Origin of the sequence: Psychroflexus aurantiacus (assembly GCF_010820555.1) — a bacterium.
GTDB classification, from domain to species: domain Bacteria; phylum Bacteroidota; class Bacteroidia; order Flavobacteriales; family Flavobacteriaceae; genus Psychroflexus; species Psychroflexus aurantiacus.
In genome coordinates, this window is record NZ_JAAIKD010000002.1 from 96736 (window position 1) to 122281 (window position 25546).

Consider the following 25546-nt stretch of genomic DNA (forward strand, 5'->3'; position numbering starts at 1 on the left):
CTAAATATTATGAACTTAGATCAATTAGAAGGAAAATTTAAAGAAGTTAAAGGTAAATTTAAGCAAAAATATGCTGAACATGTCTCAGAAGACGACCTGCAGTATTCTGAAGGTAAGTTTGAAGAAATGCTCGGTAAGCTTCAGGAAAAAACCGGTAAAACCAAAGAACAATTAAAAGAAGAAATCAATAATATGTAATATTGCTTTTCTTTATACAATACAGCCCTGTGACAACAAGTCACAGGGCTGTATTGTTTTATTTAGAGTATACCTCTACAAGTTCTACATTAAAATTCGAATACGGCGGAATAGACTCTGTTGCTATTTCGTTATAGGATAAGTGGGATTGATTTCATGTTTAGCTCTCTATGGGACTATGCTCAAAACTGATTAGTAATTGTATAATTGGTCTTTTTGCTTACCCTCTTTATATAATAAAAAACATTTACCATCAACATCTAGAGTTGACAGTAAATGTTTAAAAGCTAATTTATGGATAGTAGGATTATTTGTCTACTTCGAGTAGTTCAACTTCAAACTTTAGAATGGAGTTTGCAGGAATTGGTCCAACCTGTCTGGCACCGTAAGCCAATTCAGCGGGTATAACGAGTTCAGCTTTTTCTCCGGTCTTTAGCAGCATAATTCCTTCGTCCCAGCCTGGAATAACTCTTCCGGTTCCTACAGCAAATTCGATAGGTTCATCTCTGTCTAAAGAGGAATCAAATTTTGTTCCGTCCAGAAGATATCCTGAATAATGTACCTTGACCATATCTCCGGCCTCTGGTGAAACTCCGCCTGGATTTTCGGTTGTGATGTTATAGCGAAGTCCGCTATCCGTCACTTCAAATCCCTCGCTGGCCTCTTCTAGTTTTTTCTCTAGTAAAGCCAGGGCTTCTTTTTTAGCTTCTTCAGCATTTTTTACACCTTCCTTAAAAGCTTCAACGGCATCAAATGCCTTAGCTTCACTGCCTTTTCTTATGATATTGACGGTTTCTATAACTACATCTTCAACAGGTCGGTCTCCGGGTTTTTTTGTTTCCACTTTTCCAATGCTGTCGACAACGGCTTCACCAACGACAACTTTACCAAAAACGCTGTGTCTGCCGTCCAGATGTGGTGTTGGTACAAGCGTGATAAAAAATTGACTTCCGTTTGTACCTGGTCCGGCATTAGCCATAGAAAGCACTCCTTTTTCGTGCTTCAGATCGGGGTGAAACTCATCGGGGAAAGAATAGCCGGGTCCGCCCTGACCTGTACCCTGCGGATCACCGCCCTGTATCATAAATCCATCGATAATTCGGTGGAAAATAAGGCTGTCATAAAATTTTTCATTCTGGAATTGCTCGTCAGCTTTAGGGTGATTCCCTTCAGCCAAAGCGACAAAGTTACCTACAGTCATAGGTGTTTTTTGATAGTAAAGCTCGGTGACAAAATCGCCTTCAGAAGTTTCGAACTCTGCGTAAAGTCCGTCTTCTAATTTTGGATATTCGGAGGCACAACTATAAATGAAGAGTCCTGCTAAAGCAATTAAAGATAATTTTAGTGTTTTCATTGTGTTCAGGTTTTAATCAATGTTTGTTTTAATTTTATTTAAGGTTACTCTGGCCTTTAAGGCAACGTGAGATCCGATCTTATCGTTATCACCATAATAGCCATAAGCCTGATGAGAAGGGAAAAGAAAGGTGACCGTTTCACCTTCCTTCATCAGTTTAAGGCCCTGACGCAGGCCTGTAAAGATTTCTTCTTTATCGATAACATAAGCTCTCTCACCGAGTTCCTTTCTAGAATAGATGGTGTCCCCCTGTAAGGTGAGTAAATTGTAATTGAATTCAACTTCGTCACCAAACTCAGGCGTAAGGGTGTCCCTGTCATTCCTAGTATTATAATAGTACCAAAATCCATCTGCGGAAGTGATATAGGCTTGTGTTGAATCTTTTTTGATGAGCTCTCTGATATAGGACTCTTCTTTTTCAACAATAGCCTTATTCATTTTTAAGGACTTATTTGTAAAACTTTTAGAGGTTCTGCTTACTGGCTTTCTGGGTTCAGGTGACTTGCATCCCTGAAGCAAAAAGAGACATAACATTGCATATAATACTGTTTTCATGAGAGCTTTTCTTTGTAGGCATCCAACCTGTTTTCAAATTCTGTTAAAGTAGACTTGAGATCCAAATCACTTTTTCCTCCGGCTGCATTTTTATGACCTCCGCCATGGTAATGTGCTCTGGCAAATGTATTCACGTCAAAATCGCCAATAGATCTAAAGGATATTTTTATAATCTCCTCGGCTTTATTTTCAATAAAAATCACTGCAAATCTAATGCCTTTTAAGGATAAAGCATAATTCACAAAGCCTTCCGTATCTCCTTTCTTGAACCCATGGGTATTGAGATCGTCCTGAGTCAGGTAGGTATAAGCGGTATTAAAGTCTTCCAGGACTTTCAAATTCTGAAGTGCCTGACCAAGCAAATGAAGTCGGCTTTCTGCGTTATTATCATAGATGTCCTGATGAATCTGACTGTTTTTTGCTCCCGCATCTATCAAATCTGCAATGATTCGGTGCGTTTTGCTGGTGGTTGAAGGGAATCTGAACGAGCCTGTATCCGTCATTATGCCTGTATACAGACAACTTGCTACTTCTGCAGTTAATTTCTGTTCTGAATATTCTGTCGTTATAAACTCATATACAAGTTCGCAGGTTGAAGCGATATGCGTATCGACAAGCATAAACTCAGCATAATCTGAAGGTTCCTGATGATGATCTATCATCACAAATCTGGTGTCCAGGGCTTTGAGAAACTCTCCCAGGTTGCCGGTTCTGCCAAAATCATTGAAATCTAAAGTAAAAACAAAATCAGAATCCGCTAATTTTTTTTCACACTGTTCCTTATCTGCATCGTAGCAAAGCACCGTGTTTATACCAGGAAGCCACTTGAGAAAATCCGGAAAGCCGTTAGGCATGATTACCTGGGTTGAAATACCAAGCTGCTCCAGGAATAAAGAAAGTCCCATAGTGGAGCCTAAAGCATCCCCATCTGGATTTTTATGACCTATAATGCTTACTTTTGAATTTGAAGACAACTGGCTTTTAAGACCTTCGATTGTTTTTTTTCTCATAGATTTCAAATGTACGAATTCTTAATAATGCAATAACACTGGAAGTTCTAGATTTGCCTAAAATATTTAAACATGAACACTAGATTTTTAGTACTGGTTTTAGCTTCTGTTATGTTAGGGTCCTGTAGGCCTAATACCGAACAACCAGCTGATGCTGAACAGATAACCAGCTTTAGAATTGCTCTTGGAAGTTGTAACCGTCAGGACATGCCGCAGGATTACTGGTCTGTGATTCAAAAAGATTCTGCAGATATTTTTATTTGGGGAGGAGATAATATCTATGCCGATACACCGGATATGGACCTGATGGAGGCCAAGTACGATAGTCTTAAAAATAACCCTTATTACCAGACTTTTGTGAGTAAGCTTCCTTACGGCCCTATGGGGGTTTGGGATGACCATGATTACGGTAAAAATGATGCCGGTGAAGGCTGGGAATACAAAGACGAAGCAAAGACCCTCTTTATGGATTTTATGGATATAGATTCCACGCACGCCATGGCAAACCGAGGCGGGATTTATCATGCTGAGGTTATTGATGCCGGGGATAAAAGCATTAAATTCTACATGCTGGATATGCGTTACTTTAGAGATGGTTTGTTGGAGGCGGAAGCTTCTGATAAGAGGTATCAGCCACATAGCTCACAGGATTCCACCCTGCTTGGTGAGGCTCAGTGGGACTGGCTGGAGCAGGAATTTAAAAAGTCTGAAGCGGACTTCAATATCATCGTGAGCAGTATTCAGTTTCTATCCAGCGAGCACGGATTCGAAACCTGGGGTAATTTTCCTCACGAGGTTGAGAAATTACAAAGCTTATTACTAGACTATTCACTTGATAATGTTTTGATGTTAAGTGGGGACAGACACATTTCAGAATTTTCACAAAAGAAAATCGAGGGTTTGGATTATATGTTAACTGATTTTACGTCCAGTGGCTTAACCCATTCGTATGCATCTTATGATGGAGAGCCAAACCAGTACCGAGTAGGAGAAGTTGTAGCTCAAACCAGCTACGGGATTGTCGATCTGGATTTGGAAGTTGAAGAAGCGGACTTAAAAATAAAATCGACTAAAGACGGTCATGTGATTCAAAATTTAAAGCTGAGTTTCTCAAAGTAAGAAGTAAGTAAAAGTCTTTAGAATTGCTTACTTTTGCAGCTTAAATAAAAAACAAGACAATGGCAGGAAATAAAACATTTACCATGCTTAAGCCAGATGCAGTATCTAAAGGCTATACAGGAGATATCCTTAAACAAATTACTGGATCAGGTTTTAGAATTGTTGCGCTCAAAATGACGCAAATGACAGAACAGGATGCTAAAACCTTCTACGAAGTTCATAAAGAGAGACCTTTTTACGGAGAACTTGTTGAATATATGACAAGTGGTCCTATCGTAGCAGCGATTCTTGAGAAAGAAAATGCGGTTGATGATTTCAGAACTTTGATTGGTGCTACCAATCCTGAAGAGGCTGCTGAAGGCACGATTCGTAAAAAATATGCAGCTTCCATCAGCGAAAATGCTATCCACGGAAGTGACAGCGATGAAAATGCAACTATTGAAAGCAATTTTCATTTTTCAGGAAGAGAGCAGTTTTAAATCTAATATGACTAAATTAAAAAAGGCTGTTTCATTTGAAACAGCCTTTTTTGTTAATATATTAATGAATTAAAACCCAAATTCTAGACCTATGTTAGCAACATCAAAAGAGCCTCCTCCGTCAAAGGTAATTACTTTATAAGCAAAAACAATATCTAATGTTGGAGTTACGCCAAATTGAACCTTTGGGGCGTAATAAAATCCACCATTATTTCCACTAGGACTAATACCCAAAGCATAACCTATGTCTGCGCCAAAAGTTAACTTTTCAGTGGCGTTAAAACGAGCAGCAGCAGCGAGTGGTAAAAAACTAAAATCTGGAACATCGATAGTCGTAGATGGTACTAGTTGATAATCTTCTTTAAAATAGTAATGATAACCAGCGGTGAGACCAAAGTCAAATTTTTCAGAAGCTTCCCATAAATAATTCAAATCTAGGTTAAGACCAAAAGTTAAAGACTCTCCTTGACCAAATTCTAAAGCTCCACTTAGACTAACGTTAGCTTCTTGAGCATTCATACTTAAAGTTGAAATTAAAAATGCTCCTAATACGATGATTTTTTTCATGATTAATTATTTTATATAAATTAATCGGCAAAATATTAATTAACTATAACTCATTCCGAAAATGTTAATAATAATTAACTTTAAAGTCAATCTTTTGTCACTACTTGGCAATATTAATCGCTCGCGTTTCACGTATCACAGTCACTTTTACCTGACCTGGATACGTCATGTCGGTTTGAATTTTTTGTGAGATTTCAAAAGATAAAGCAGAGGCTTTTTCATCGGTTACTTTTTCGCTTTCCACTATCACTCTCAATTCTCTACCGGCTTGAATAGCATAAGCTTTTTTGACGCCACCAAAACCAAAGGCGATGTCTTCAAGGTCTTTTAGTCGCTTCACATAAGAGTCCAGGACTTGTCGTCTGGCTCCGGGTCTGGCGCCACTTATCGCATCACAAACCTGCACCAGAGGAGAAAGTAAGGAAGTCATTTCCACTTCATCGTGGTGAGCTCCAATCGCATTACAAATTTCAGGTTTTTCACCGTATTTCTCCGCCCACTGCATTCCTAAAATAGCATGTGGAAGTTCGGTTTCATTTTCTGGAACTTTACCAATATCATGAAGTAATCCGGCTCGTTTGGCAAGTTTTGGATTGAGTCCGAGTTCTGAAGCCATGATGCCGCAAAGGTTGGCGACCTCTCGGGAGTGTTGCAGAAGATTCTGTCCGTAAGACGATCTGTATTTCATTCGTCCTACCATCTTTACAAGCTCCGGGTGTAAGCCGTGAATCCCAAGATCGATGATGGTTCGTTTACCTATATCTATAATTTCTTCATCAATCGCTTTTCTGGTTTTCTTGACGACTTCTTCAATTCGTGCCGGGTGAATACGGCCATCGGTTACCAGTTTGTGTAAGGATAATCTGGCCACTTCACGACGTATGGAGTCAAAACAGGATAAGATAATAGCTTCCGGAGTGTCATCGACGATGATTTCCACACCAGTCGCCGCCTCTATAGCCCTTATGTTTCGACCTTCCCGTCCAATAATTCTACCTTTAACGTCATCGCTTTCCAAATTGAAAACCGATACACAGTTATCAATAGCTTCTTCAGTTCCAACCCTTTGAATGGTGTTGATCACTATTTTCTTAGCCTCCTGCTGGGCGGTCAGCTTAGCTTCTTCAACCGTATCCTGTATCATCTGCATGGCTTCGGCTTTAGCGGTTTCCTTGAGCGATTCCATAAGCTGAGCCTTGGCATCTTCTGCACTCAGGCCGCTAAGGACTTCGAGCTGATCGATTTTACGCTGAAGGATCTTGTCGATTTCTTCCTGCCTTTTTTCGAGGTATTCTGTTCGGTAGGTATAATCTTTAAGCTTGTCTTCAAGCTCTGTATTTAGTTTCTTGTTTTTGGCAAGCTCATTGGAAACCTGAGATTCCTTGTCTTTTGTTCTTTTTTCGGCTTCGCTTATTTTTTGATCTCTGCTAAGAATGACTTTTTCATGCTCAGATTTGAGTTCAATAAATTTTTCTTTGGCCTGAAGGATTTTGTCTTTTTTGACGCTTTCACCTTCTTTTTCAGCCTCTCTAATGATTTTTTGAGCTTCTTTCTCGGCGCTTTTTACAGTGCCGGTAGCAGTTTTACTGTCGATGGTTTTCGAAATTATAAAACCGATGATAAGTCCAGCAATTGCTGCTATTATAATAAATGTAATTTCCATAATTGTATATATAAAAAAAGCCTGTATTAGCCTAGTTTTGTATAAAACTCCGTGTAAACAGGTTTAGGGATACTCAGTTGATCAAGGATCCGCTGCACCGAAGTGGCGGCTTGCTTTAGCAACTGAAACTCACCCTTTTTAAATAGTAAATGTTGAGTTTATCAAAAAGGTACGACTAATACAGGCAGTGTCGATTTATGTAATGAACGTTAGTTTAACTGGTTTTTAAGCATGTCATCCAGCGCTTCAAGTTTGACTTCTACTTGCTTCACCTCTGAAGATGAAGATAACTGGTTTTGTTCGATTTCTGCAGCAAATTGTAAGGCACTCATGGCCAAAACATCTTGTTTATCTCTTACGGCATAATCCTGCTCAAATTTCTTAATTACTTCATTGATTCTCTTGGCTGCTTTTCTAAGACCTTCTTCTTGCTCTGGTCTTATGGTTAGCGGATAAACCCGGTCTGCAATCGATAATTTTATTTTGAATTTATCTGTAGCCATTTTATTCTGCCAATTGAATAATGCAAGTATCTATTTCCTTGATTAAACTATTTATTTTGAGTTTTGTTTCTCTTTTGTACTCGGTACTGCCCAGCATGGCGTTGGCTGTTTTGAGGGTTTTGTTTTCGTGTTGTAATCTTTCCAGTTCTGAATTTAATTCTGAAACTCTTGTAGACCTGGAATCAAACTCAGCTTTAAGATGGTTATATTCAACCTTTAAGGCTTCATGATTTGAAATCAATTTTTTCAAATTAACTTCTAAAGATTCAACGCTAATTAACAATTTACTCATTTATAACTTTCGCATTGCTTTAAAGCAAATTTAGCATCTATTAATGAATATGACAACCTACTTTTCATAAAATTCAAAATGAATAGCAAGGAATATTTCTAAACAATTGCAAAACATGCTTTAGATTTGCGGAAAAAATCCTCGAATGACTTCAGAATTAGTTTTTTACCTTATCCTTGGTCTCATTGTTTTCAACTTTCTGTTGGAAAGCCTTCTGGACTATTTGAACTACACCAAATTTGATGTTACACCCCCTGAAGAAATGAAAGATCTTTATGATGAAAACGAGTACGAAAGGTCCCAGGCTTATAAAAAAGACAAATTCAAATTTGGACTGGTCCAGTCCTTTTTTTCGGTTGCTTTAATTCTGATTTTCTTAGGCGTAGATGGTTTTGAGTTTGTAAACGCTATAGCCAACCGCTATGCAGAGCATTCTATTCTTGTGTCTCTGCTCTTCTTCGGGATTTTATTTACAGGAAGTTTTTTGCTCAGTCTGCCTTTCGATTATTACTTCACTTTTGTCATCGAAGAAGACTACGATTTTAATACCTCTACAGTAGCCTTATTTTGTAAGGACAAGTTGAAATCATTTTTGCTCACTGTTGTTTTGGGAGGAATTATTTTAGGCTTGATTTTAGTGTTTTATAAGTCTGTTGGAACCGATTTTTGGTGGTACACATGGATTTTGGTAGCGCTTATTTCAGTCTTGCTGAATATGTTTTATGCCAGACTCATTGTGCCTTTGTTTAATAAGCAAACACCATTGGAAGAAGGAGCGTTGCGCACTGAAATCGAAAAATACGCCACCAAAATGAATTTTAATTTGAAAAATATCTTTGTGATTGATGGTTCTAAAAGAAGCAAAAAGGCCAATGCTTACTTTTCTGGATTTGGAAGTGAAAAGCGTATTACGTTGTACGATACATTAATTAAAGATTTAGACAACGAAGAAATCGTTGCTGTTCTGGCGCATGAAGTGGGTCATTACAAAAAGAATCATATTCTCATCAATCTTTTTAGTTCATTACTTATAACCGGTTTTACCTTATGGCTGCTCTCCTTGTTTGTAAGCGAACCTGTGCTTGCACAAGCTTTAGGAGTAGAAAAGCCAAGCTTCCACATTGGCCTGGTCGCTTTTAGTTTTTTATATGCCCCTATTTCTTTGGTGACCGGTCTTCTCACCAATATTTTATCAAGAAAATTTGAATTTCAGGCTGATGATTTTGCCAGGTCAACCTATTCTGCTCAGCAACTGATTTCAGGACTGAAAAAACTATCTAAGAAAAGTTTGAGCAATTTGACTCCTCACCCGGCCTATGTGTTTTTTCACTATTCTCACCCGCCATTATCGGAAAGGCTTAAAAATTTAGAAAATAATTCGTAATTTCATTTTAATAAGAGACAAGGTTTATGGAGATTACAGATGCTTATTTAGAGCAGGAAAGCAAGGAGATTACCAAAGAGTACAAGGAGCTTTTACGCATAAGTTACAGGATTTTAAGCGTTAAGGACAAAAAGCTTATTCGCAAAGCCTTTGAAACTGCTGTCGAAGCTCATAAAGACCAGAGGCGAAAGTCCGGTGAAGCTTATATTTTTCATCCTATTGCCGTTGCAAAAATTGTGGCGCACGAGATCGGTTTGGATGCAACATCCATAGCTTCTGCCCTTTTACACGATGTGGTAGAAGATACGCGATACACCCTTGCCGATATTGAGCAGATGTTTGGCGAAGCAGTCGCTAGAATTGTAAACGGGCTGACCAAAATCTCCAGTCTGAAAAAGGATGGTGACATTTCTATGCAGGCTGAAAATTTCAGAAAAATGCTGCTTACCCTGAACGATGATGTTCGCGTGATTATCATCAAGATTGCAGACAGGCTTCACAATATGCAAACCATGGACGCCATGCGTCCGGACAAACAAGTTAAAATAGCCAGTGAAACGCTTTATATATATGCGCCTTTAGCCCACAGAATAGGACTTTATAATATCAAAACGGAGCTGGAGGATCTCAGTTTAAAGTACACAGAGCCTGAAGTTTACAATGATATTTTAGGCAAACTCAAGGAAAGCAAGGAAGAACAGGACCAGTATATCAAAGATTTTTCGAAAACAATTTCGGATGCGCTGAAAAAAGAGGACATCGACTTTGAAGTTAAAGGGCGACCGAAGTCTATTTATTCCATCAGGAAAAAAATTGTCAACCAAAACATTTCATTTGACGAAATCTATGACAAGTTTGCGCTAAGGATCATTTATAAATCCAACCCCGAAAATGAAAAATTCCTGGCCTGGAAAATTTATTCTATCGTCACCGATTATTACAGGCCAAATCCTACACGTCTTCGCGACTGGATTTCTTCACCTAAAACCACGGGATATGAAGCCTTGCACATCACGGTGATGGGACCGAAGGGAAAATGGGTGGAGGTACAGATCCGAAGTGAACGTATGAATGAGATTGCCGAAAAAGGCTATGCGGCTCATTATAAATACAAACACAAGGATGAAGCCCAGGACGAACAAGGCCTGGATTTATGGCTGAACAGGCTTCAGGAGGCCTTGGAAAATAATGAGATGAATGCTGTGGATTTTGTAGAGCAATTCAAGTTGAATTTATATTCCAAAGAGATTTTTGTGTTCACGCCTCAGGGCGATTTGAAGTCTTTGCCCAAAGGGGCTACTGTTCTGGATTTTGCTTTCGCCATTCATACCGATATCGGTTATCAAACCAGAGGAGCCAAAGTGAACGGTAAAATTGTGGCTTTGAGTCGGGTCTTGAAAAGTGGTGACCAGGTAGAAATCATTACGTCTTCATCGGCAAAGCCGACAAAAAACTGGCTGGATTATGCAACGACAGCAAGAGCTCGGACTAAAATCAAATCCGCTTTAAAAGAAAAAAGGAAACTCATTGCAGAAGAGGGCAAGGAGATTTTAAGACGAAAGCTTAAATCCCAGCGTATCAGTTTGAACGAGAGAACAGTGAATGAAATGGTCGTGTTCTTCAAACTGAAAACAAGTCAGGATTTATTTTATAGAGTAGGGATTGGTACTATAGACAATAAACAAATCAAAGATTACGCATCTTCCAGAAGCAATGCTTTGGTCTCGTTTTTCAAAAATAAAATCAGGCGTTCCCCAGATAAGGATACATCGCAGGATGAGGGAGATATTTCCAATAATTACGATCAGCTTGTGTTTGGGGACGATGAACAGAAGCTGGACTACAAATTAGCGCCCTGTTGCAATCCTATTCCTGGTGATGAAGTGTTTGGATTTACGACGATCAAAGACGGTATAAAAGTTCATAAGAAGAATTGTCCGAACGCTATTCAGCTTCAAAGCAATTATGCTTACAGGGTGTTGAAAGCGAGATGGATAGATTCTTCTCAAGAAGAGTTTAGCGCCAGCATAAGGCTTACGGGTATAGATGATCTTGGTTTGGTAAGTGTTATTACCAATGAAATTTCCAGAAACCTTAATGTGAATATTTTGAATATCGCTTTTTCCAGTAACGATGGTGTTTTTGAAGGAAAATTGGTTGTGAAAGTGAAGAATATCTCTATATTAACTAAACTTATGGAAAGATTGGAAAAAATCGATGGTATCGATAAGGTTAAGCGTGAATAAAAGTATATTTTTGTAGCTATGGTAAATAAAGATAATTTAAAAAACGATTTGGCTGTAGTAAAAAATGTGTTTACTAAATTTTTAGAAAATAACGGCCATCGTAAAACTCCAGAACGGTACGCAATACTTCAGGAAATCTATGAAAGTGATGATCACTTCGACATAGAATCTTTGTACATCAAGATGAAGACCAAGAATTACAGAGTGAGTAGAGCAACTTTATACAATACCATAGATTTGCTTTTAGATTGTGGCTTGGTGAGAAAGCATCAGTTTGGTAAAAATCAGGCTCAGTATGAAAAATCTTACTTCGATAAACAGCATGACCATGTTATTCTTACCGATACAGGAGAAGTCATAGAATTTTGTGACCCACGTATAGAATCGATCAAAAAAACAATAGAAGAGGTGTTCGATATTTCTATCGACAGGCACTCTTTATATTTCTACGGAACTAAAAACCAACCAAAGACAGACTAAAACATGGCAGTAGATTTACTACTTGGACTCCAGTGGGGAGATGAAGGCAAAGGAAAAATTGTTGATTACTTAACCAAAGATTACAGCATTATCGCAAGATTTCAAGGCGGTCCCAACGCCGGACATACGCTTGAATTTGATGGCATAAAGCACGTTTTACACACTATCCCGTCAGGGATATTTCATAAAAATGCTGTAAACGTCGTTGGAAATGGAGTGGTCATTGACCCGGTCATTTTTCAAAAAGAAATAAAGGCATTAGCCAAATTCGATCTTGACTTTACTAAAAGCTTATTGATTTCAAGAAAGGCTCATATTATTCTTCCGACGCACAGATTATTGGATGCTGCTTCAGAAACCTCGAAGGGGAAAGCCAAGATTGGTTCGACTTTAAAAGGCATTGGTCCAACCTATATGGACAAGACTGGTCGTAACGGCTTAAGAATTGGAGATCTCGAGTTTGATAACTGGAAAGAGAAATACAGACAATTGGCCAACAAGCATCAGGCATTGATTGAGTTTTACAATGTGGATGTTCAGTACAATTTAAAAGAACTGGAAAGCGAATTTTTTGAAGCTATTGAGTCTATAAAATCATTGAAATTTATCGATTCTGAAGAATATCTTCACCAGGCACAAGTCGATAATCAAACTATTCTGGCTGAAGGTGCTCAGGGTTCTTTATTGGATATAGACTTTGGAACCTATCCTTTTGTCACTTCCTCCAACACGACTGCTGCCGGTGCCTGTACAGGTCTGGGCATAGCTCCTAATAAAATCAAAAAGGTATTTGGAATATTTAAAGCCTATACTACGCGTGTGGGTAGTGGACCATTTCCTACAGAATTATTTGATGAAGATGGAGCCAGAATGGCCAAAGTTGGAAATGAGTTTGGAGCGACTACAGGAAGACCAAGGCGCTGCGGCTGGCTGGATCTGGTGGCTTTAAAATACGCTGTGCAAATCAACGGAGTCACAGAATTGATGATGATGAAATCTGATGTGTTAAGCGGTTTTAAAACCTTGAAAGTATGTACTGCTTACAATTACAACGGGGAAGAAATACAGCATCTGCCGTACAATATTGAACCAGAAAATTTACAGCCGGTTTATAAAGAGTTCAAAGGCTGGAAAGAGGATATCTCCAGGCATACTAGTTTTGATAATTTACCACAGACCCTAAAGGATTACATCAAATTTATTGAAGACGAACTGAAGGTTCCTATCAAAATTGTATCTGTGGGTCCAGATAGGAAAGAGACGATATTGAGATAATACACTTTTAGTATCAAACTCAACAAAGCCTTCAAACAATATTTGAAGGCTTTGTTATTGATATGCTTTTGCTTAAGTCAGAATCATATCAATGATAAGGCTGTTAATGATGATGTCCACCCCCTCCGGTGGTTATTAGGTCAAAAACGCCTTTGGTTAGGTACTTAGAATTTGTGTTTATGTCTGCTGGATTCAAAATCGGTTTAAAGCCATGCTGTGATGGGGTGGATTTTACTTCAACTTTCCTGAATCTATACGTATTATCAGTTTGCTCTATTAATTCTAGAATATACGTGGTTTCATCCACTTCTGTAAATGCAGATTCTGGCAGCGCTACGTGTTTTTTTCGGTCAGCCTCAAAATAGGCATTTACAAACATGCCGACCGTAAAATTATCTTCTCTGTCTAAAGGATGTGCGTGGATTCTAACTTTCCTGTTTTCATTTATTTCCGCACCGATAAGACTCACATAGGCAGAATAACGCTCGTTAGCTATTTCAGGGACCTCAAACTTTAAACTGTCTCCTTTTTGAATTTTCATGAGGTCTTTTTCAAACACATCCAGTTCTAAATGAATATGATCCACATCCAGGATTTCCATGATCATTTCGGATTTTCCTATAAACTTTCCCTGTGTGACATTCAACTTTGAGACTTTACCTCTTATGGGTGACCTAAGTGTAATCTCTGATGTGAAATTCCCCTCGGCAATGTCCTGAGGATTGAAGTTCGTAAGTTTTATGAGTTCCTCAGCAGCGGCAAGCTGAGCTCTGGCTTTAAGGTACTGATTCCTGGTATCCTGAAACACTTTCTGAGCAATGACCTGGTCTTGGAACAAGGTCTTCTTACGTTCAAACTCAGATTTCAAATAATCCAGATTACTCCTGGCTTCCACATAATTTTGCTGCATTTTAATGTAATCGGGATTTTTTAATCTTACCAGCAAGTCTCCTTTTTTCACACTGTCTCCAACCAATAAATCGGTTTGACTTACGTAGCCATCAAAATAAGAAGTGACTGTGGATCTGTTCCTTGGGGGAACATCCACCACCCCCATAACTTCAAACTCTTCTGAAAAGGTCATTTTCTCTGGTTTCCCTAAAGTCAGTTCATTTTTCTGAAACTGTTCCTGCGTTAATTCTATAAAATTATCATCGTGTTTTTCTTCCGTTGGTTCGGTCTGTTTTTCTCCACAGGACAGGAATATCAAGGTGAAGAGACTCAGGATAATATAGGTATGGCGTATCATAAGTTTAGTTTAATAATAAATAATTCAAAGCGATGATGCTTTGGTTATACTCTCTCAATTTTGAAAGGTAATCCAGTTGTATGCGACGTGCATCCTCAATGCTTTGTGTATACCTGAAAAAATCAATTTCTCCAGCCTCATAACTTCTTTTGGCAGATGTCAGGATTTCTTTCGCTACCTTCAGTTGATAATTTTCAAAATTGTCCAAAGCTTTTTGCTGAACAGAAAGCTGACTGATCAATTGTTTCTGACGTTGCTCCAGGATAATTTTAGCGTCTTCAACTTCAGCCTGCTTGGCCTGTTCCATAAGTTCTGCAGATTTTATCTTTGAGCGATCTCCAAAAAATAATAAGGGAATACTGACTCCGATTTGGTAAACTTCAAAATTCTGATCGAGGGCTGAATTACCCCTCACCGAGTAGCTGGCAGAAAGACCTGGCAGCAACTGATTTTTGGCTAGGGCAGAAGTTCTTTCAGATAATTTTTGATCCTGCACCAGCGCAGATAAACTCAGATTCTGTGACTTGTCAGTAGGCTGGTCCAATTCTAATTTACGTAGTTGATCGCCTTTCAAAATCAAGGTATCTTCTGTTTGAAGCAGACTTTTGATGTCGGCCCTGCTCGCCGTTCTGTTGTGTTCTATCTGCTGGATTTCAAGCTCAATTTGATTGGTTTTGGACTCAGCGGTTATCTTTTCTAAATAATTGGATTCACCCTCTTCAAATTTTCGCCTGGCCATGTAAGCAAACTCAGAATACACCTTGTAGATACTATCATATATAGATAATTTATCTACAGCGACCAAATAGTTCTGATAGCTTTGCTGCAGGGCTTTGATTTGCTTTAGTTCGGTGATGCTGTATTGTGTTTCAGCCAGAGCTGTCTTTACCTTATTCAGTTTCAGCTTACTGCTGTAAACCGTAGGAAAATCAATAGCCTGTGAAATTCCCCAGGCTGTAAAAAGGCTTATATTATCTGGCGGTGCAAATACAGTTTCGTCATAATTTTTGAAAAGCTTCGTTTTATCAAAAGTGAAGGCTTCACCTTCCCCTGCCTTGGCCCCCTCTGCCCGAAGCTGAGCCGATTTCAGTTTATTATTGTTCTCAAGCATTTCAGTTTTTAAAGTTTCAAACTCCCTGTCCTGAGCAAGGCCTGAAAAACCTGTACCTAAAAATAGAATGATGAGTAAGGCTGTTTTTCCTTTAAATGTCACATTAGATTTTTTTATGGTTACAGCATAGAGTACGGGTAAAACAATTAAGGTTAGCAGTGTGGAGGTCACCAGGCCGCCGATGATAACGGTAGCCACAGGGCGTTGAACTTCCGCGCCGGCACCGGTAGAGATAGCCATCGGCAAAAAGCCTAAAGCGGTAGAACTTGCGGTAAGCAGGACGGCACGTAAGCGATCCTGGGTAGCATCGATAATATGTTTCATACTTAATTGATTTTGTTTTTTCAAAATATCCTTAAAATACTCGACCAAAATAATTCCATTTAAAACTGCAATACCAAATAAAGCAATAAAGCCAACTCCTGCAGAAATACTGAAAGGCATGCCTCTTAGCCATAGCAGAAAAACTCCACCAACAGCAGAGAAGGGGATAGCTGTATAAATAAGAAGCGAATCGCGATGCCTTTTGAGAGCAAAGTAAAGTAAGATATAAATAAGAATCAAAGCAATGGGAACGGCTAGGGTTAATCTTTCTTTAGCACTTCTTAGATTTTCAAACTGACCGCCATAGGTGATGGTGTATCCAACCGGCAAATCTATATTGTCATTCACCAAATCCCTTATTTTACTCACGACCGTTTCTAAATCACTGTTTCTGACATTGACCCCTACCACAATACGGCGTTTGGTTTCATCACGTGATATTTGTGCTGGACCTTCTTTATAGCTGATATCAGCAACTTCAGACAGTGAGATTTTACCTGAATTAGGCGTATCAATCCGTAGTGTTTTTAAATCGTTAATACCCTGCCGCTGAGTTTCCTCAAGTCTAACGACCAGATCGAAGCGTTTTTGCCCTTCAAAAACGACTCCTGTTGACTTTCCGGCGAAACCGGCGGCCACAATGGCGTTTACATCCTTAATATTGAGCCCGTACCTCGCTATTTTGTCGCGATTGTATTGAACAGCCAGTTGGGGCAGGCCTACAATTTTTTCAACAAAAATGTCTGCCGCTCCTTCCACATCTTCAATTAATTCTTTGATCTCATCTCCTTTTTCCGCCAGGACATCGAGGTCTTCACCATATATTTTTATGGCGATATCAGAGCGAACACCCGTGATTAACTCGTTAAAACGCATCTCGATAGGTTGGGTGAATTGTAGCTCCATACCCGGAAACACAGCTAGAGCCTTCTTAATTTCACCAGCGAGTTTGGTTTTAGTCATGCCTCCCCTCCAGTCTGATTTTGGTATTAGGGTAACGATAACATCTGCATCCTGCATAGACATGGGGTCGGTCGGGACCTCTGCAGCTCCAATTCGCGACACAACCTGCTCTACCTCTGGAATTTTTTCTATTAGAATCTTCTCAATTTCAGTCGTGCGTTCTATGGTGCTGCTCAGAGATTTTCCGGTTTTTAAAACGGGCTGAATTACAAAATCTCCTTCATCCAGCGTAGGAACAAATTCTCCGCCCATCCTGCTAAACGTAAATATTCCAAGGGCAATGATTAATACAGCCGAAATTAGGACGACTTTCGTGTGGTCTAAAGCCCATCTTATGGATGGTAAATACATGCGTTTTATACCGTCCATAAATTTTGTAGAAAACCTGAATGGCTTGGAGTTTGCTTTTAAAATAAAACTGGAAGCTACAGGAACCCAGGTTAAACATAAAATCATCGCTCCTACAAGTGCAAAACTAAAGGTAAGGGCCATGGGCTTGAACATTTTTCCTTCCACGCCGCTTAAGGATAAAATAGGAATAAAAACAATCAGGATAATGACCTGGCCAAAAATGGCAGAATTCAACATTTTTGAAGCCCCCTTAAAGGTTATTTTATCTTTCAGTTTTTGGATTTCTGAAGAGGTTTTATCACTGAATTCGTTGGCTCGCTGCCACATCCTAAAGGCTACAAACTCAACAATAATGACTGCGCCATCTATAATAATCCCAAAGTCTAGGGCTCCCATGCTCATCAAGTTGACATCCACTCCAAAAACATACATTAAACTAATGGCACACAGAAAACTTAAAGGGATTATGGAAGAAATGACCAAGCCAGCTCTCCAGTCTCCAATAATGAGGATCACGATTAAAGCAACCACCAGGAAGCCTAAAAACAGGTTTTCTGCAATTGTGGACGTGGTGCGTTCAATGAGTTCTGATCTGTCCAAAAAACCGTTGATGTAGACTCCTTCTGGTAAAGTGTTTTCAACCTGAGCTATTCTTTCTTTCACCGCAGTAATGACACTTTGAGAATCTGCCCCTTTTAACATCATAACCTGACCTAACACCTTTTCCCCCTCACCATTACCTGTTATGGCGCCAAAACGTCTGGCATGACCAAAACCCACTTCTGCGATGTCCTCAATATATATGGGTAGGTTCCCGCGTGTGGTAACCACCGTGTTTTTGATATCCTCAAGATCTGAAAACAGACCTTCTCCCCGAATAAAATAGGCTTCGCCATTTTTTTCGATATAACTTCCTCCTGCAACAGAATTGTTATCCTCCAGCGCTCGGAAAACTTCAGAAAAACTAATTTCATTGGCTTGAAGGCGCTTGGTGTTGATGCTGACCTCATATTGCTTCAAATAACCGCCCCAGGAATTGATTTCAACCACCCCTGGAATACCGGAAAGCTGCCGTCTCACAATCCAATCCTGAATAGTTCTCAGTTCTCTGGCATCATACTCGTCTTCATAACCAGGTTTGGTTTCCAGCGTATACTGGTATATTTCTCCTAAACCTGTGGTTATGGGGCCCATAAAAGGAGTTCCAAAACTGGATGGTATTTTCCTGGCGGCAGATTTTAATTTTTCTGCGATTAATTGCCTGGGCAGGTAGGTTCCATAATCATCTTCAAATATAATGGTGACCACAGAAAGCCCAAATTTGGATACCGAACGTATTTCCTTGACTCCGGGTAAATTTGCCATTTCCAGTTCTACCGGGTAGGTGATAAACTGCTCGACATCACTGGTAGATAAATTACGCGACGTGGTGATGACTTGCACCTGATTGTTGGTGATATCGGGCACTGCTCCTATGGTCACATTCATCAGGGCATACGCGCCAAATCCAATGATACCACAAACAAACAGAACAATGAGAAATTTAGATTTTAAACTAAATTCTATGATTTTTGATAGCATGATGTATTAAATAGGGGATTAACTATTAATTCAGTTTTTTGAGGAACTTTATTTAGATTTAGGAGGTTGGAGGATGTCGGGCAGGCTTAAAAAGGTGAAGCCCATTTTATAATCAAAATTATGTTTAATTTTTTCATCTGGCCTCATGCAGCCTAAAATGAAATGAGCCGGGTTAACGAAATAGAAACTTGAAGAAATGATCTGGTCTTGTTGGAATGGTAAATCTTCATGATCCTGGTGCTGATCTGCATGAGATTCTTTCTGGAAGCCATAATGTAAATACAGAAACTCAATAACGGAGTTATTGTACTGAGTTTTATGAAGCTCATAATGCTGGACCAGCTTAGGTAGGCTTCCCACATTCAGGAGTCCTGAGCTCAACGGCTGTAAGCCAATGCTGCTTATTAAGAAATAAATCGCAAACAACTTCATAATTACAATATTACTGTTTTGAGTTGCTTTTAAGCTTAAGATTATCTAAAGATTACAAATTAGTCCAGGCAAAGCTTAACAAATCATTTTATTTAGTTCTACATAGTCAATGTATATTTTGCTTAAATTGTAAGCTTTTATTAATCAAACTCTTAAAAAAGTATGGCAAATTCAGATATTTCTGTCATTGATTCGTTGCTTCATCAAAAAGAATATTTAGATAACGGGCGATTAGTGCCCTGGGAAGGAAAAATGGATGAAGTGCATTCAACCATTTCATCCACTAAAGAATACAAACCCACTCTTCTGGGAACGGTGCCGCATTTGGATGAGGTAACCGCTCTGAATGTCTTAAATTCTGCTGTGAAAGCCTATGACCAGGGAAAAGGGGAGTGGCCCACCATGCGTGTAAAAGATAGAATTTTTTGCATGACTTCTTTTGTAGAGATTATGAAAACCAAACGAGATGAAGTGGTTAAGCTACTCATGTGGGAAATAGGTAAAACGCTGGCAGATTCAGAAAAAGAATTTGACAGAACGGTCGACTATATTTATGACACCATAGAAGATTATAAACAGCTGGACCGGGATAGTTCCAGGTTTAAAAAAGTAGATGGCATCAATGCGCACATCAGAAGAGGTCCGTTAGGGGTTGTATTATGTCTGGGGCCCTACAATTATCCTTTAAATGAAACCTTTGCTTTGCTTATTCCTGCCTTGATCATGGGAAACACAGCAGTATTCAAACCTGCCAAACACGGAGTCTTATTATTGTCACCTTTACTGGAAGCTTTTCAGAAAAGTTTTCCAGCGGGTGTCATCAATGTCATCTATGGAAGAGGAAGAGAGGTAGCGGCTCCCATCATGAAAACAGGAAAAATTGATGTACTTGCACTGATAGGGAATTCTAAATCTGCCATAGCCCTCCAGGACCAGCATCCCTATAAAAATCGATTACGACTTATTCTTGGTCTGGAAGCCAAAAATCCTGCTATTGTTCTTCCCAGTGCAGACCTGGATCTTGCTATTGATGAATGTATTAACGGAACTCTGTCCTACAACGGCCAGCGTTGTACAGCTTTAAAAATCGTGTATGTGCATGAAGACATCAAAGATGAATTCAATAAGCGATTTTCCAGGCGTGTGGATGAGTTAAAATTTGGTCAGCCCTGGGAAGAGGGTGTGAAATTGACGCCTTTACCAGAACCTGGCAAGCCAGCTTACATCCAGGAATTAATTGACGATGCAAAAGCGAAGGGAGCGAAAATTTTGAATGAAAAAGGAGGGCATACAACCGATAATTATATCTATCCGGCGGTGCTGTTTCCTGTAGATGAATCCATGCGGGTTTACCAGGAAGAACAGTTTGGTCCGGTCATTCCTGTCAAACCTTTTAAGGATATTCATGCTCTTCTGGACGAAATTGCAAAATCAAACTATGGTCAGCAAGTGAGTTTGTTCGGCGATAATGTAGAGGCGCTTGCTCCACTTATAGATGTGCTGGTTAATCTTGTATGTCGAGTAAATCTCAACAGTTCATGTCAGCGTGGACCCGATGTTTTGCCTTTTACAGGACGTAAAGATTCTGCCGTGGGTACTTTAAGTGTGCATGATGCCTTAAGATCGTTTTCTATCAGAACCTTTGTCGCCTCTAAAGACAATCCTAAAAACAACGAGATCATTCAAAAGCTATTAAAAAGCAACTCGTCCAATTTTGTAAATACAGATTACCTGTTGTAAAACAACAGGTATAATATTTTAATCTTAAAGCAGCGTTTATACGCTGCTTTTGTTTTTATAAAAGCGTAATTTTGTACTTCAATACTTAAGATTTGAAACAGCTTACATTCTTTTTTGCTTTTTTGCTTTTCGGCAGTTCACTGTATGCTCAGGAAGTTAAAAAAATAGATTATACCGCAGACAGAACCCGGGTGGATCAGGATCAATATCCTGATGCTTTCATCTTGTCTAAAGTTCAAAACCAGGTGTATTTTATTCATGAAGGGATCGAAGTGTGGTGTGATCGCGCTGTGTTTTACCAGACTGATGATTTTTTTAAAGCCTTCGGAAATGTTAGAATGAAGCAGGGCGATACCATTAATATGACGAGTGAGTATGCTGAATACAATGGGAATACTCAATTTGCCTTTGCCAGTGAAGAGGTAGTGCTGTCCACACCCAGTAATACGCTTACCACAGATTCCCTGTTTTTTAACAGAATCAATCAGGAAACCTTTTACAGGAGTGGAGGCAAGGTGCAGGATTCTGCATCTACCATTACGAGTGTGAAGGGAAGATATTTTATGAATCAGGAAAAGTTTTCGTTCAGGCAAAACGTGAAAGTGAGGAATCCTGAGTATAACATCGATTCCGATTATTTGGATTTTTATTCAGAACAGGGTCATGCTTATCTGTATGGACCTTCAACGATTACCAGCGAAACCAGTGTGGTATATTGCGAGCGGGGGTTTTATGATACCCGAAATGATAACGGATTTTTTGTCAAAAATTCCAAGATAGATTATGAAAACCGAAAACTGGAAGGCGATAGTATTTTCTTTGACAGGCCTTCTGGTTTTGCGTCAGCGACGAATAACATAAAAGTGACAGATACTCTCAACCAGTCTGTGATCACCGGTCATTATGCAGAAGTGTTTAGAATGAAAGATTCACTTTTTATTACTAAACATCCGTTGGCCGCTGTGAAGCAGGAGAATGATTCCGTATTTATTGCAAGTGATACGTTAATGGTTACCGGTGAAGTTGAGGATAGAAACATTCGTGCCTTTTATGATGCGCGAATATACAAGTCAGATTTGAGTGGAAAAGCAGATTCCATTCATAGCAGCGAACGTACAGGAATTACTAAATTAATTGATAACCCGGTATTATGGTCTGGTGAAAGTCAAATTACAGGAGATACTATTTTTCTAATAAGCAATACTGAAACGGAAGAATTAGATTCTCTGAAAGTATTCTATAATGCCTTCATGATCAAGAAAGATTCCATTGAAGGCTTCAATCAAATCAAAGGCAAAGAGCTGTATGGCCTTTTTGAAGACAACGAAATTTACGAGGTGGATGTGATCAAAAATACGGAATCCCTTTTTTATCTAAGAGATGAGACCTCAGATCTGATGGGGATAAACAAGTCCATCTCTGCACGAATAAAGATACTGCTTGAAGACCAGGAGATTGTGGACCTTTATTATTACACCAATGTCGATTCCAATACTTATCCCAGTTCTGTATTTCCAGAGACTGAAAAAAAACTCAAAGGCTTCAACTGGCGAGGCGAAGAAAGATTAACTTCAAAATCAGACTTATTCAAAGGGAGAGACAGTCTTGTGTTACCAAAAATACAAGGCATTAAAGAGCCTGAAATTTATGAGGACTTCTTTGAAGGGGTACGCGACCTGAATCTGAATTCAACCTTGAAAGAATCCAATCTAAAATCGAAGCAAGATGTTGTTGAGCCTTCAGAAAAAGGAAATAAGAAACCCGAAGCACCTCAGGAATCACTGAAGTTAAAAGCCATACCACCCACCGATGAATAGTGATTTTTTAAACTTTCAGGCGCAGACGACCCCACATCCGTTAGGGATGGAAGTGAGCCATGCGGAAGGGTCCTTTATTTTTACGACTGATGGGAAGCGGTATCTGGATTTTGTTGCAGGAGTCTCTGCCTGTGGGCTGGGGCACAGGCATCCAAAGGTAATTGAAGCCATAAAAATACAACTCGACAAGTACATGCATGTCATGGTGTATGGAGAATACATCCAGTCGCCTGCGGTTGAGTTCACGAAGTTACTGGCCCAACATTTACCAGACCCATTGTCTCAGACGTATCTTGTGAACAGTGGAACCGAGGCTATTGACGGAGCTATGAAACTGGCCAGACGAGCTACAGGCAGAAGTCAGATCATTGCCGCCAGAAATTGCTATCACGGAAACTCCTACGGCGCTTTAAGCCTGATGGATTATGAAGAGCGTATAGCACCCTTTCGTCCTTTGGTTGGTGATATTACTCATATTCAATTTAATAAGGACACCTGTCTCGATGTCATAACCAAAAATACAGCAGCTGTCATCCTGGAAACCATTCAGGGAGGTGCCGGCTTCATACTGCCGATAAATGACTATTTAAAAAAAGTGAAACAAAAATGCGAAGAGGTCGGTGCTTTGTTAATTCTGGACGAGATTCAGCCTGGATTTGGAAGAACAGGAAAGTTATTTGGCTTTGAACATTTTGAAGTGGTCCCTGATATTTTAGTGATCGGAAAGGCCATGGCTTCAGGCCTGCCTGTCGGTGCTTTTACGGCCTCTAAAGCCCTGATGAGCTTACTGAGTGATAAACCCAAGCTGGGTCATATAACCACCTTTGGCGGAAACCCGGTCATTGCTGCTGCCTGTCAGGCTACTTTGGAAGTTTTGACAAGCACTCCAGTCATTGAGCAGATTGAACAGAAAGAACTACTGTTTAGAAAATTACTTCAGCATCAACTGATTTCAGAAGTGAGAGGTAAGGGGCTAATGCTCGCACCAGTGCTTCAGTCTGAAGATGTGGCCAATCACCTGGTGCTGGAAGCCAAAGAAAGAGGCCTCATTTTATTTTGGCTCCTCTATGAAAAAAAGGCTGTCAGGATATCGCCACCCTTAACCATTTCAGAAGAAGAAATTGAGATGGGCTGTGGCATTATAATTGATGTACTTGATTCGTATCTCAATTCCGCAAGCGGTGAATAACTTGTGGATAACATTTTTAAAAATCTAAGTCTCTATTGGAAAAAGACACTTATCTTTCCCTAAATTTAAATCATTTTATATGCAATTAGGATCCTCTCATCACGATGACTTCGATTTTCCTATAGAGAAATTTGAAATGATGCTCAAGACCAATGAGGTCTTGTTTTTTGACGCTGCAGAATTTGAAAACATCATCGGTCATTATATCGATAGTGGGCGTCTGGCTTTGGCCAAAAAAGCCTTAAAGCTGGCTTTGGATCAGCATCCAAAATCGGTGAATTTACTGTTGATGAAAGCAGAGCTCTACACCTTCGAAGATAAGTTTGACAAGGCTATGGAACTGCTCGAAGCTCTCAAATCCCTGGAGCCCAACAATGAAGAGATTTACATTCTTATAGCCAACATATATTCCAAGCAGGATCTGCATTTACAGGCCATTGAAGTTTTGAAAGAAGCCTTGAATTTTGCAGATGACCTGATAGAAATCCATAGCATTATGGGTATGGAGTATCTGTTTCTGGAGGATTTCGAAAATGCCAAAGAGAGTTATATTCAGTGTTTGCAGAATGATGAAAACGATTATACCGCCCTTTACAATATCATATACTGTTTTGATTTTCTGAACCAAAGTGATGAAGCGGTTCAGTTCATTAAAAACTTCCTGGACCGTCAACCTTACTGTGAGGTAGCCTGGCATCAACTGGGGAAATTATACTTTGAACAAAAACACTATGACAAAGCTCTGGAAGCTTTCGATTATGCGATTATTTCCGATGATTATTTTATTGGAGCCTATCTTGAAAAAGGGAAAGTCCTGGAACGTCTAAAACGCTATAAAGAAGCTATTGAGTGTTACACCCTGACCCTTCAGATAGATGATCCTACGGCTTTCGCCTACCTTAGAATCGGGAAGTGTTTTCTGAAACTCAACGATCCTGAAAAAGCTCTAAAGCACTACAAAAAGGCTTTACATGAAGACCCCCTTTTAGATAAAGTATGGCTGGCCCTTTCAGATTATCATGTCAAAATTAAAGACTATAAGATGGCGCTGTATTACATCAATAAAGCCATCAATATAGACGAGGAGAATGTCTTGTACTGGAAACATTTTGCCATCATCAACCTGGAGTTGGATAACATCAAGGATTCTGCTTTCGGCTTTAAAAAAAGTCTTGAGCTGGGTAATTACGAATTAGATACCTGGATTACGCGCATAGACATACTCATCCAGTTGAAACATTACAAAGATGCCCTACAGACGCTAAAGCAGGCAGAGGATTTTTTCTCTCATTTTGCAGAATTAGAATACAGGTATGCCGGTGTATATTTCGAACTGGGAGAGCTGGAAGACTCTAAAGACCACTTCGAAAAAGCGATGTTTCTGGATCCGAGTTACAGCTTTGTGATGAAGGATCTGTTTCCAAAATTTAAGCTGGGATAGGTTTTATATTCTGAGGCTTTCCTCTAATTAGTTTATAAACACTATATAATCTTTCCAAGTTCAATTGGGGCTTAGTCAAACGAGTTTAAAGTTTGGTTAAGCTCCAATTGTTGTCAGGGTCCAGCACAGTCGTTGTCTGGTCGAGGGCAGTCGAGACCTCGTTTTGTGTCTGCCCTCTTGAACAACCTCTCGACTTCGCTCGAGCCTGCCTGCCGGCAAAGCA

Annotated in this window: 21 protein-coding genes and 1 other RNA gene; 11 read left to right on the top strand and 11 right to left on the bottom strand. The window is 39.5% G+C overall.

What is annotated here, in order from left to right; translation table 11 throughout:
- Positions 1-9: 9 nt before the first annotated feature.
- Entirely contained in the window at positions 10-198 is a 189-nt protein-coding gene (locus G3567_RS03110) for a CsbD family protein (RefSeq protein WP_164003870.1), read from the top strand.
- Between the two features lie 307 nt (positions 199-505).
- Here the strand turns inward: G3567_RS03110 and G3567_RS03115 are convergent, their stop codons facing one another.
- The 3 genes from G3567_RS03115 to G3567_RS03125 are packed head-to-tail and all read right to left on the bottom strand — an operon-like array spanning position 506 to position 3117.
- Positions 506-1552, bottom strand: coding sequence for a peptidylprolyl isomerase (locus G3567_RS03115; RefSeq protein ID WP_164003871.1), 1047 nt, complete (start codon positions 1550-1552; stop codon positions 506-508).
- A 12-nt stretch (positions 1553-1564) separates the two neighbouring features.
- Positions 1565-2107, bottom strand: coding sequence for a gliding motility-associated peptidyl-prolyl isomerase GldI (gene gldI, locus G3567_RS03120; protein ID WP_164003872.1), 543 nt, complete (start codon positions 2105-2107; stop codon positions 1565-1567).
- Complete coding sequence (locus G3567_RS03125) at positions 2104-3117, bottom strand: DHH family phosphoesterase (RefSeq protein WP_164003873.1); 1014 nt, start codon at positions 3115-3117, stop codon at positions 2104-2106. The genes gldI and G3567_RS03125 overlap by 4 nt, the downstream gene beginning before the upstream one ends.
- Positions 3118-3189: 72 nt before the next feature.
- On the opposite strand from G3567_RS03125, the gene G3567_RS03130 reads away from it, so the two are divergent.
- Together G3567_RS03130 and G3567_RS03135 are read left to right on the top strand one after the other, a co-directional pair.
- Complete coding sequence (locus G3567_RS03130; RefSeq protein ID WP_164003874.1) at positions 3190-4236, top strand: alkaline phosphatase D family protein; 1047 nt, start codon at positions 3190-3192, stop codon at positions 4234-4236.
- 59 nt (positions 4237-4295) lie between these two features.
- Positions 4296-4715 (top strand): nucleoside-diphosphate kinase, encoded by a 420-nt coding sequence (locus tag G3567_RS03135; protein ID WP_164003875.1) that lies wholly within the window; start codon positions 4296-4298, stop codon positions 4713-4715.
- Positions 4716-4784: 69 nt separating this feature from the next.
- Here the strand turns inward: G3567_RS03135 and G3567_RS03140 are convergent, their stop codons facing one another.
- The 5 genes from G3567_RS03140 to G3567_RS03160 form a co-directional block, all read right to left on the bottom strand.
- Positions 4785-5282, bottom strand: coding sequence for a hypothetical protein (locus G3567_RS03140; RefSeq protein ID WP_164003876.1), 498 nt, complete (start codon positions 5280-5282; stop codon positions 4785-4787).
- A gap of 100 nt (positions 5283-5382) precedes the next feature.
- Positions 5383-6945 carry a ribonuclease Y gene (gene rny / locus G3567_RS03145; protein WP_164003877.1) on the bottom strand — a complete coding sequence of 521 codons (1563 nt, stop codon included), beginning with the start codon at positions 6943-6945 and terminating at the stop codon, positions 5383-5385.
- A 44-nt stretch (positions 6946-6989) separates the two neighbouring features.
- A non-coding RNA gene (gene ssrS / locus G3567_RS03150) (6S RNA) lies at positions 6990-7103 on the bottom strand.
- Between the two features lie 51 nt (positions 7104-7154).
- Positions 7155-7448: a cell division protein ZapA gene (locus tag G3567_RS03155; protein WP_164003878.1), complete on the bottom strand. Its 294-nt coding sequence runs from the start codon at positions 7446-7448 to the stop codon at positions 7155-7157.
- Between the two features lies 1 nt (position 7449).
- A complete protein-coding gene (locus G3567_RS03160; protein WP_164003879.1) occupies positions 7450-7740 on the bottom strand; it encodes a hypothetical protein in 291 nt (96 codons plus the stop codon).
- A gap of 145 nt (positions 7741-7885) precedes the next feature.
- On the opposite strand from G3567_RS03160, the gene G3567_RS03165 reads away from it, so the two are divergent.
- From G3567_RS03165 to G3567_RS03180, 4 genes are read left to right on the top strand one after another with little or no spacing between them, the layout of a single operon-like run.
- The gene (locus tag G3567_RS03165) at positions 7886-9124 is read left to right on the top strand and encodes a M48 family metallopeptidase (RefSeq protein WP_164003880.1); all 1239 of its coding nucleotides are present in this window, start codon (positions 7886-7888) and stop codon (positions 9122-9124) included.
- A 26-nt stretch (positions 9125-9150) separates the two neighbouring features.
- Entirely contained in the window at positions 9151-11370 is a 2220-nt protein-coding gene (locus G3567_RS03170; protein WP_164003881.1) for a RelA/SpoT family protein, read from the top strand.
- Positions 11371-11388: 18 nt separating this feature from the next.
- Positions 11389-11850, top strand: coding sequence for a Fur family transcriptional regulator (locus G3567_RS03175; protein ID WP_164003882.1), 462 nt, complete (start codon positions 11389-11391; stop codon positions 11848-11850).
- 3 nt (positions 11851-11853) lie between these two features.
- Positions 11854-13125, top strand: a complete 1272-nt coding sequence (locus tag G3567_RS03180; RefSeq protein ID WP_164003883.1) for an adenylosuccinate synthase — start codon at positions 11854-11856, stop codon at positions 13123-13125.
- Positions 13126-13228: 103 nt separating this feature from the next.
- Here G3567_RS03180 and G3567_RS03185 read toward each other — a convergent pair whose 3' ends face one another.
- Genes G3567_RS03185 through G3567_RS03195 form a run of 3 tightly spaced genes read right to left on the bottom strand, consistent with a single transcriptional unit; the run spans position 13229 to position 19136 of the window.
- Positions 13229-14374: an efflux RND transporter periplasmic adaptor subunit gene (locus G3567_RS03185; RefSeq protein ID WP_164003884.1), complete on the bottom strand. Its 1146-nt coding sequence runs from the start codon at positions 14372-14374 to the stop codon at positions 13229-13231.
- Positions 14375-14378: 4 nt separating this feature from the next.
- A complete protein-coding gene (locus G3567_RS03190; protein ID WP_164003885.1) occupies positions 14379-18704 on the bottom strand; it encodes a CusA/CzcA family heavy metal efflux RND transporter in 4326 nt (1441 codons plus the stop codon).
- A gap of 48 nt (positions 18705-18752) precedes the next feature.
- Complete coding sequence (locus tag G3567_RS03195; protein WP_164003886.1) at positions 18753-19136, bottom strand: hypothetical protein; 384 nt, start codon at positions 19134-19136, stop codon at positions 18753-18755.
- Positions 19137-19298: 162 nt separating this feature from the next.
- Here G3567_RS03195 and G3567_RS03200 point away from each other — a divergent pair, with 162 nt between their 5' ends.
- From G3567_RS03200 to G3567_RS03215, 4 genes are all read left to right on the top strand, one after another.
- A complete protein-coding gene (locus tag G3567_RS03200; RefSeq protein ID WP_164003887.1) occupies positions 19299-20876 on the top strand; it encodes an NADP-dependent glyceraldehyde-3-phosphate dehydrogenase in 1578 nt (525 codons plus the stop codon).
- A 92-nt stretch (positions 20877-20968) separates the two neighbouring features.
- Positions 20969-22693: an OstA-like protein gene (locus G3567_RS03205; protein WP_164003888.1), complete on the top strand. Its 1725-nt coding sequence runs from the start codon at positions 20969-20971 to the stop codon at positions 22691-22693.
- Positions 22686-23882 carry an aspartate aminotransferase family protein gene (locus tag G3567_RS03210; protein WP_164003889.1) on the top strand — a complete coding sequence of 399 codons (1197 nt, stop codon included), beginning with the start codon at positions 22686-22688 and terminating at the stop codon, positions 23880-23882. Before G3567_RS03205 ends, G3567_RS03210 begins: the two co-directional genes overlap by 8 nt.
- A gap of 79 nt (positions 23883-23961) precedes the next feature.
- Entirely contained in the window at positions 23962-25323 is a 1362-nt protein-coding gene (locus G3567_RS03215; RefSeq protein ID WP_164003890.1) for a tetratricopeptide repeat protein, read from the top strand.
- The last annotated feature ends 223 nt before the right edge of the window (positions 25324-25546 follow it).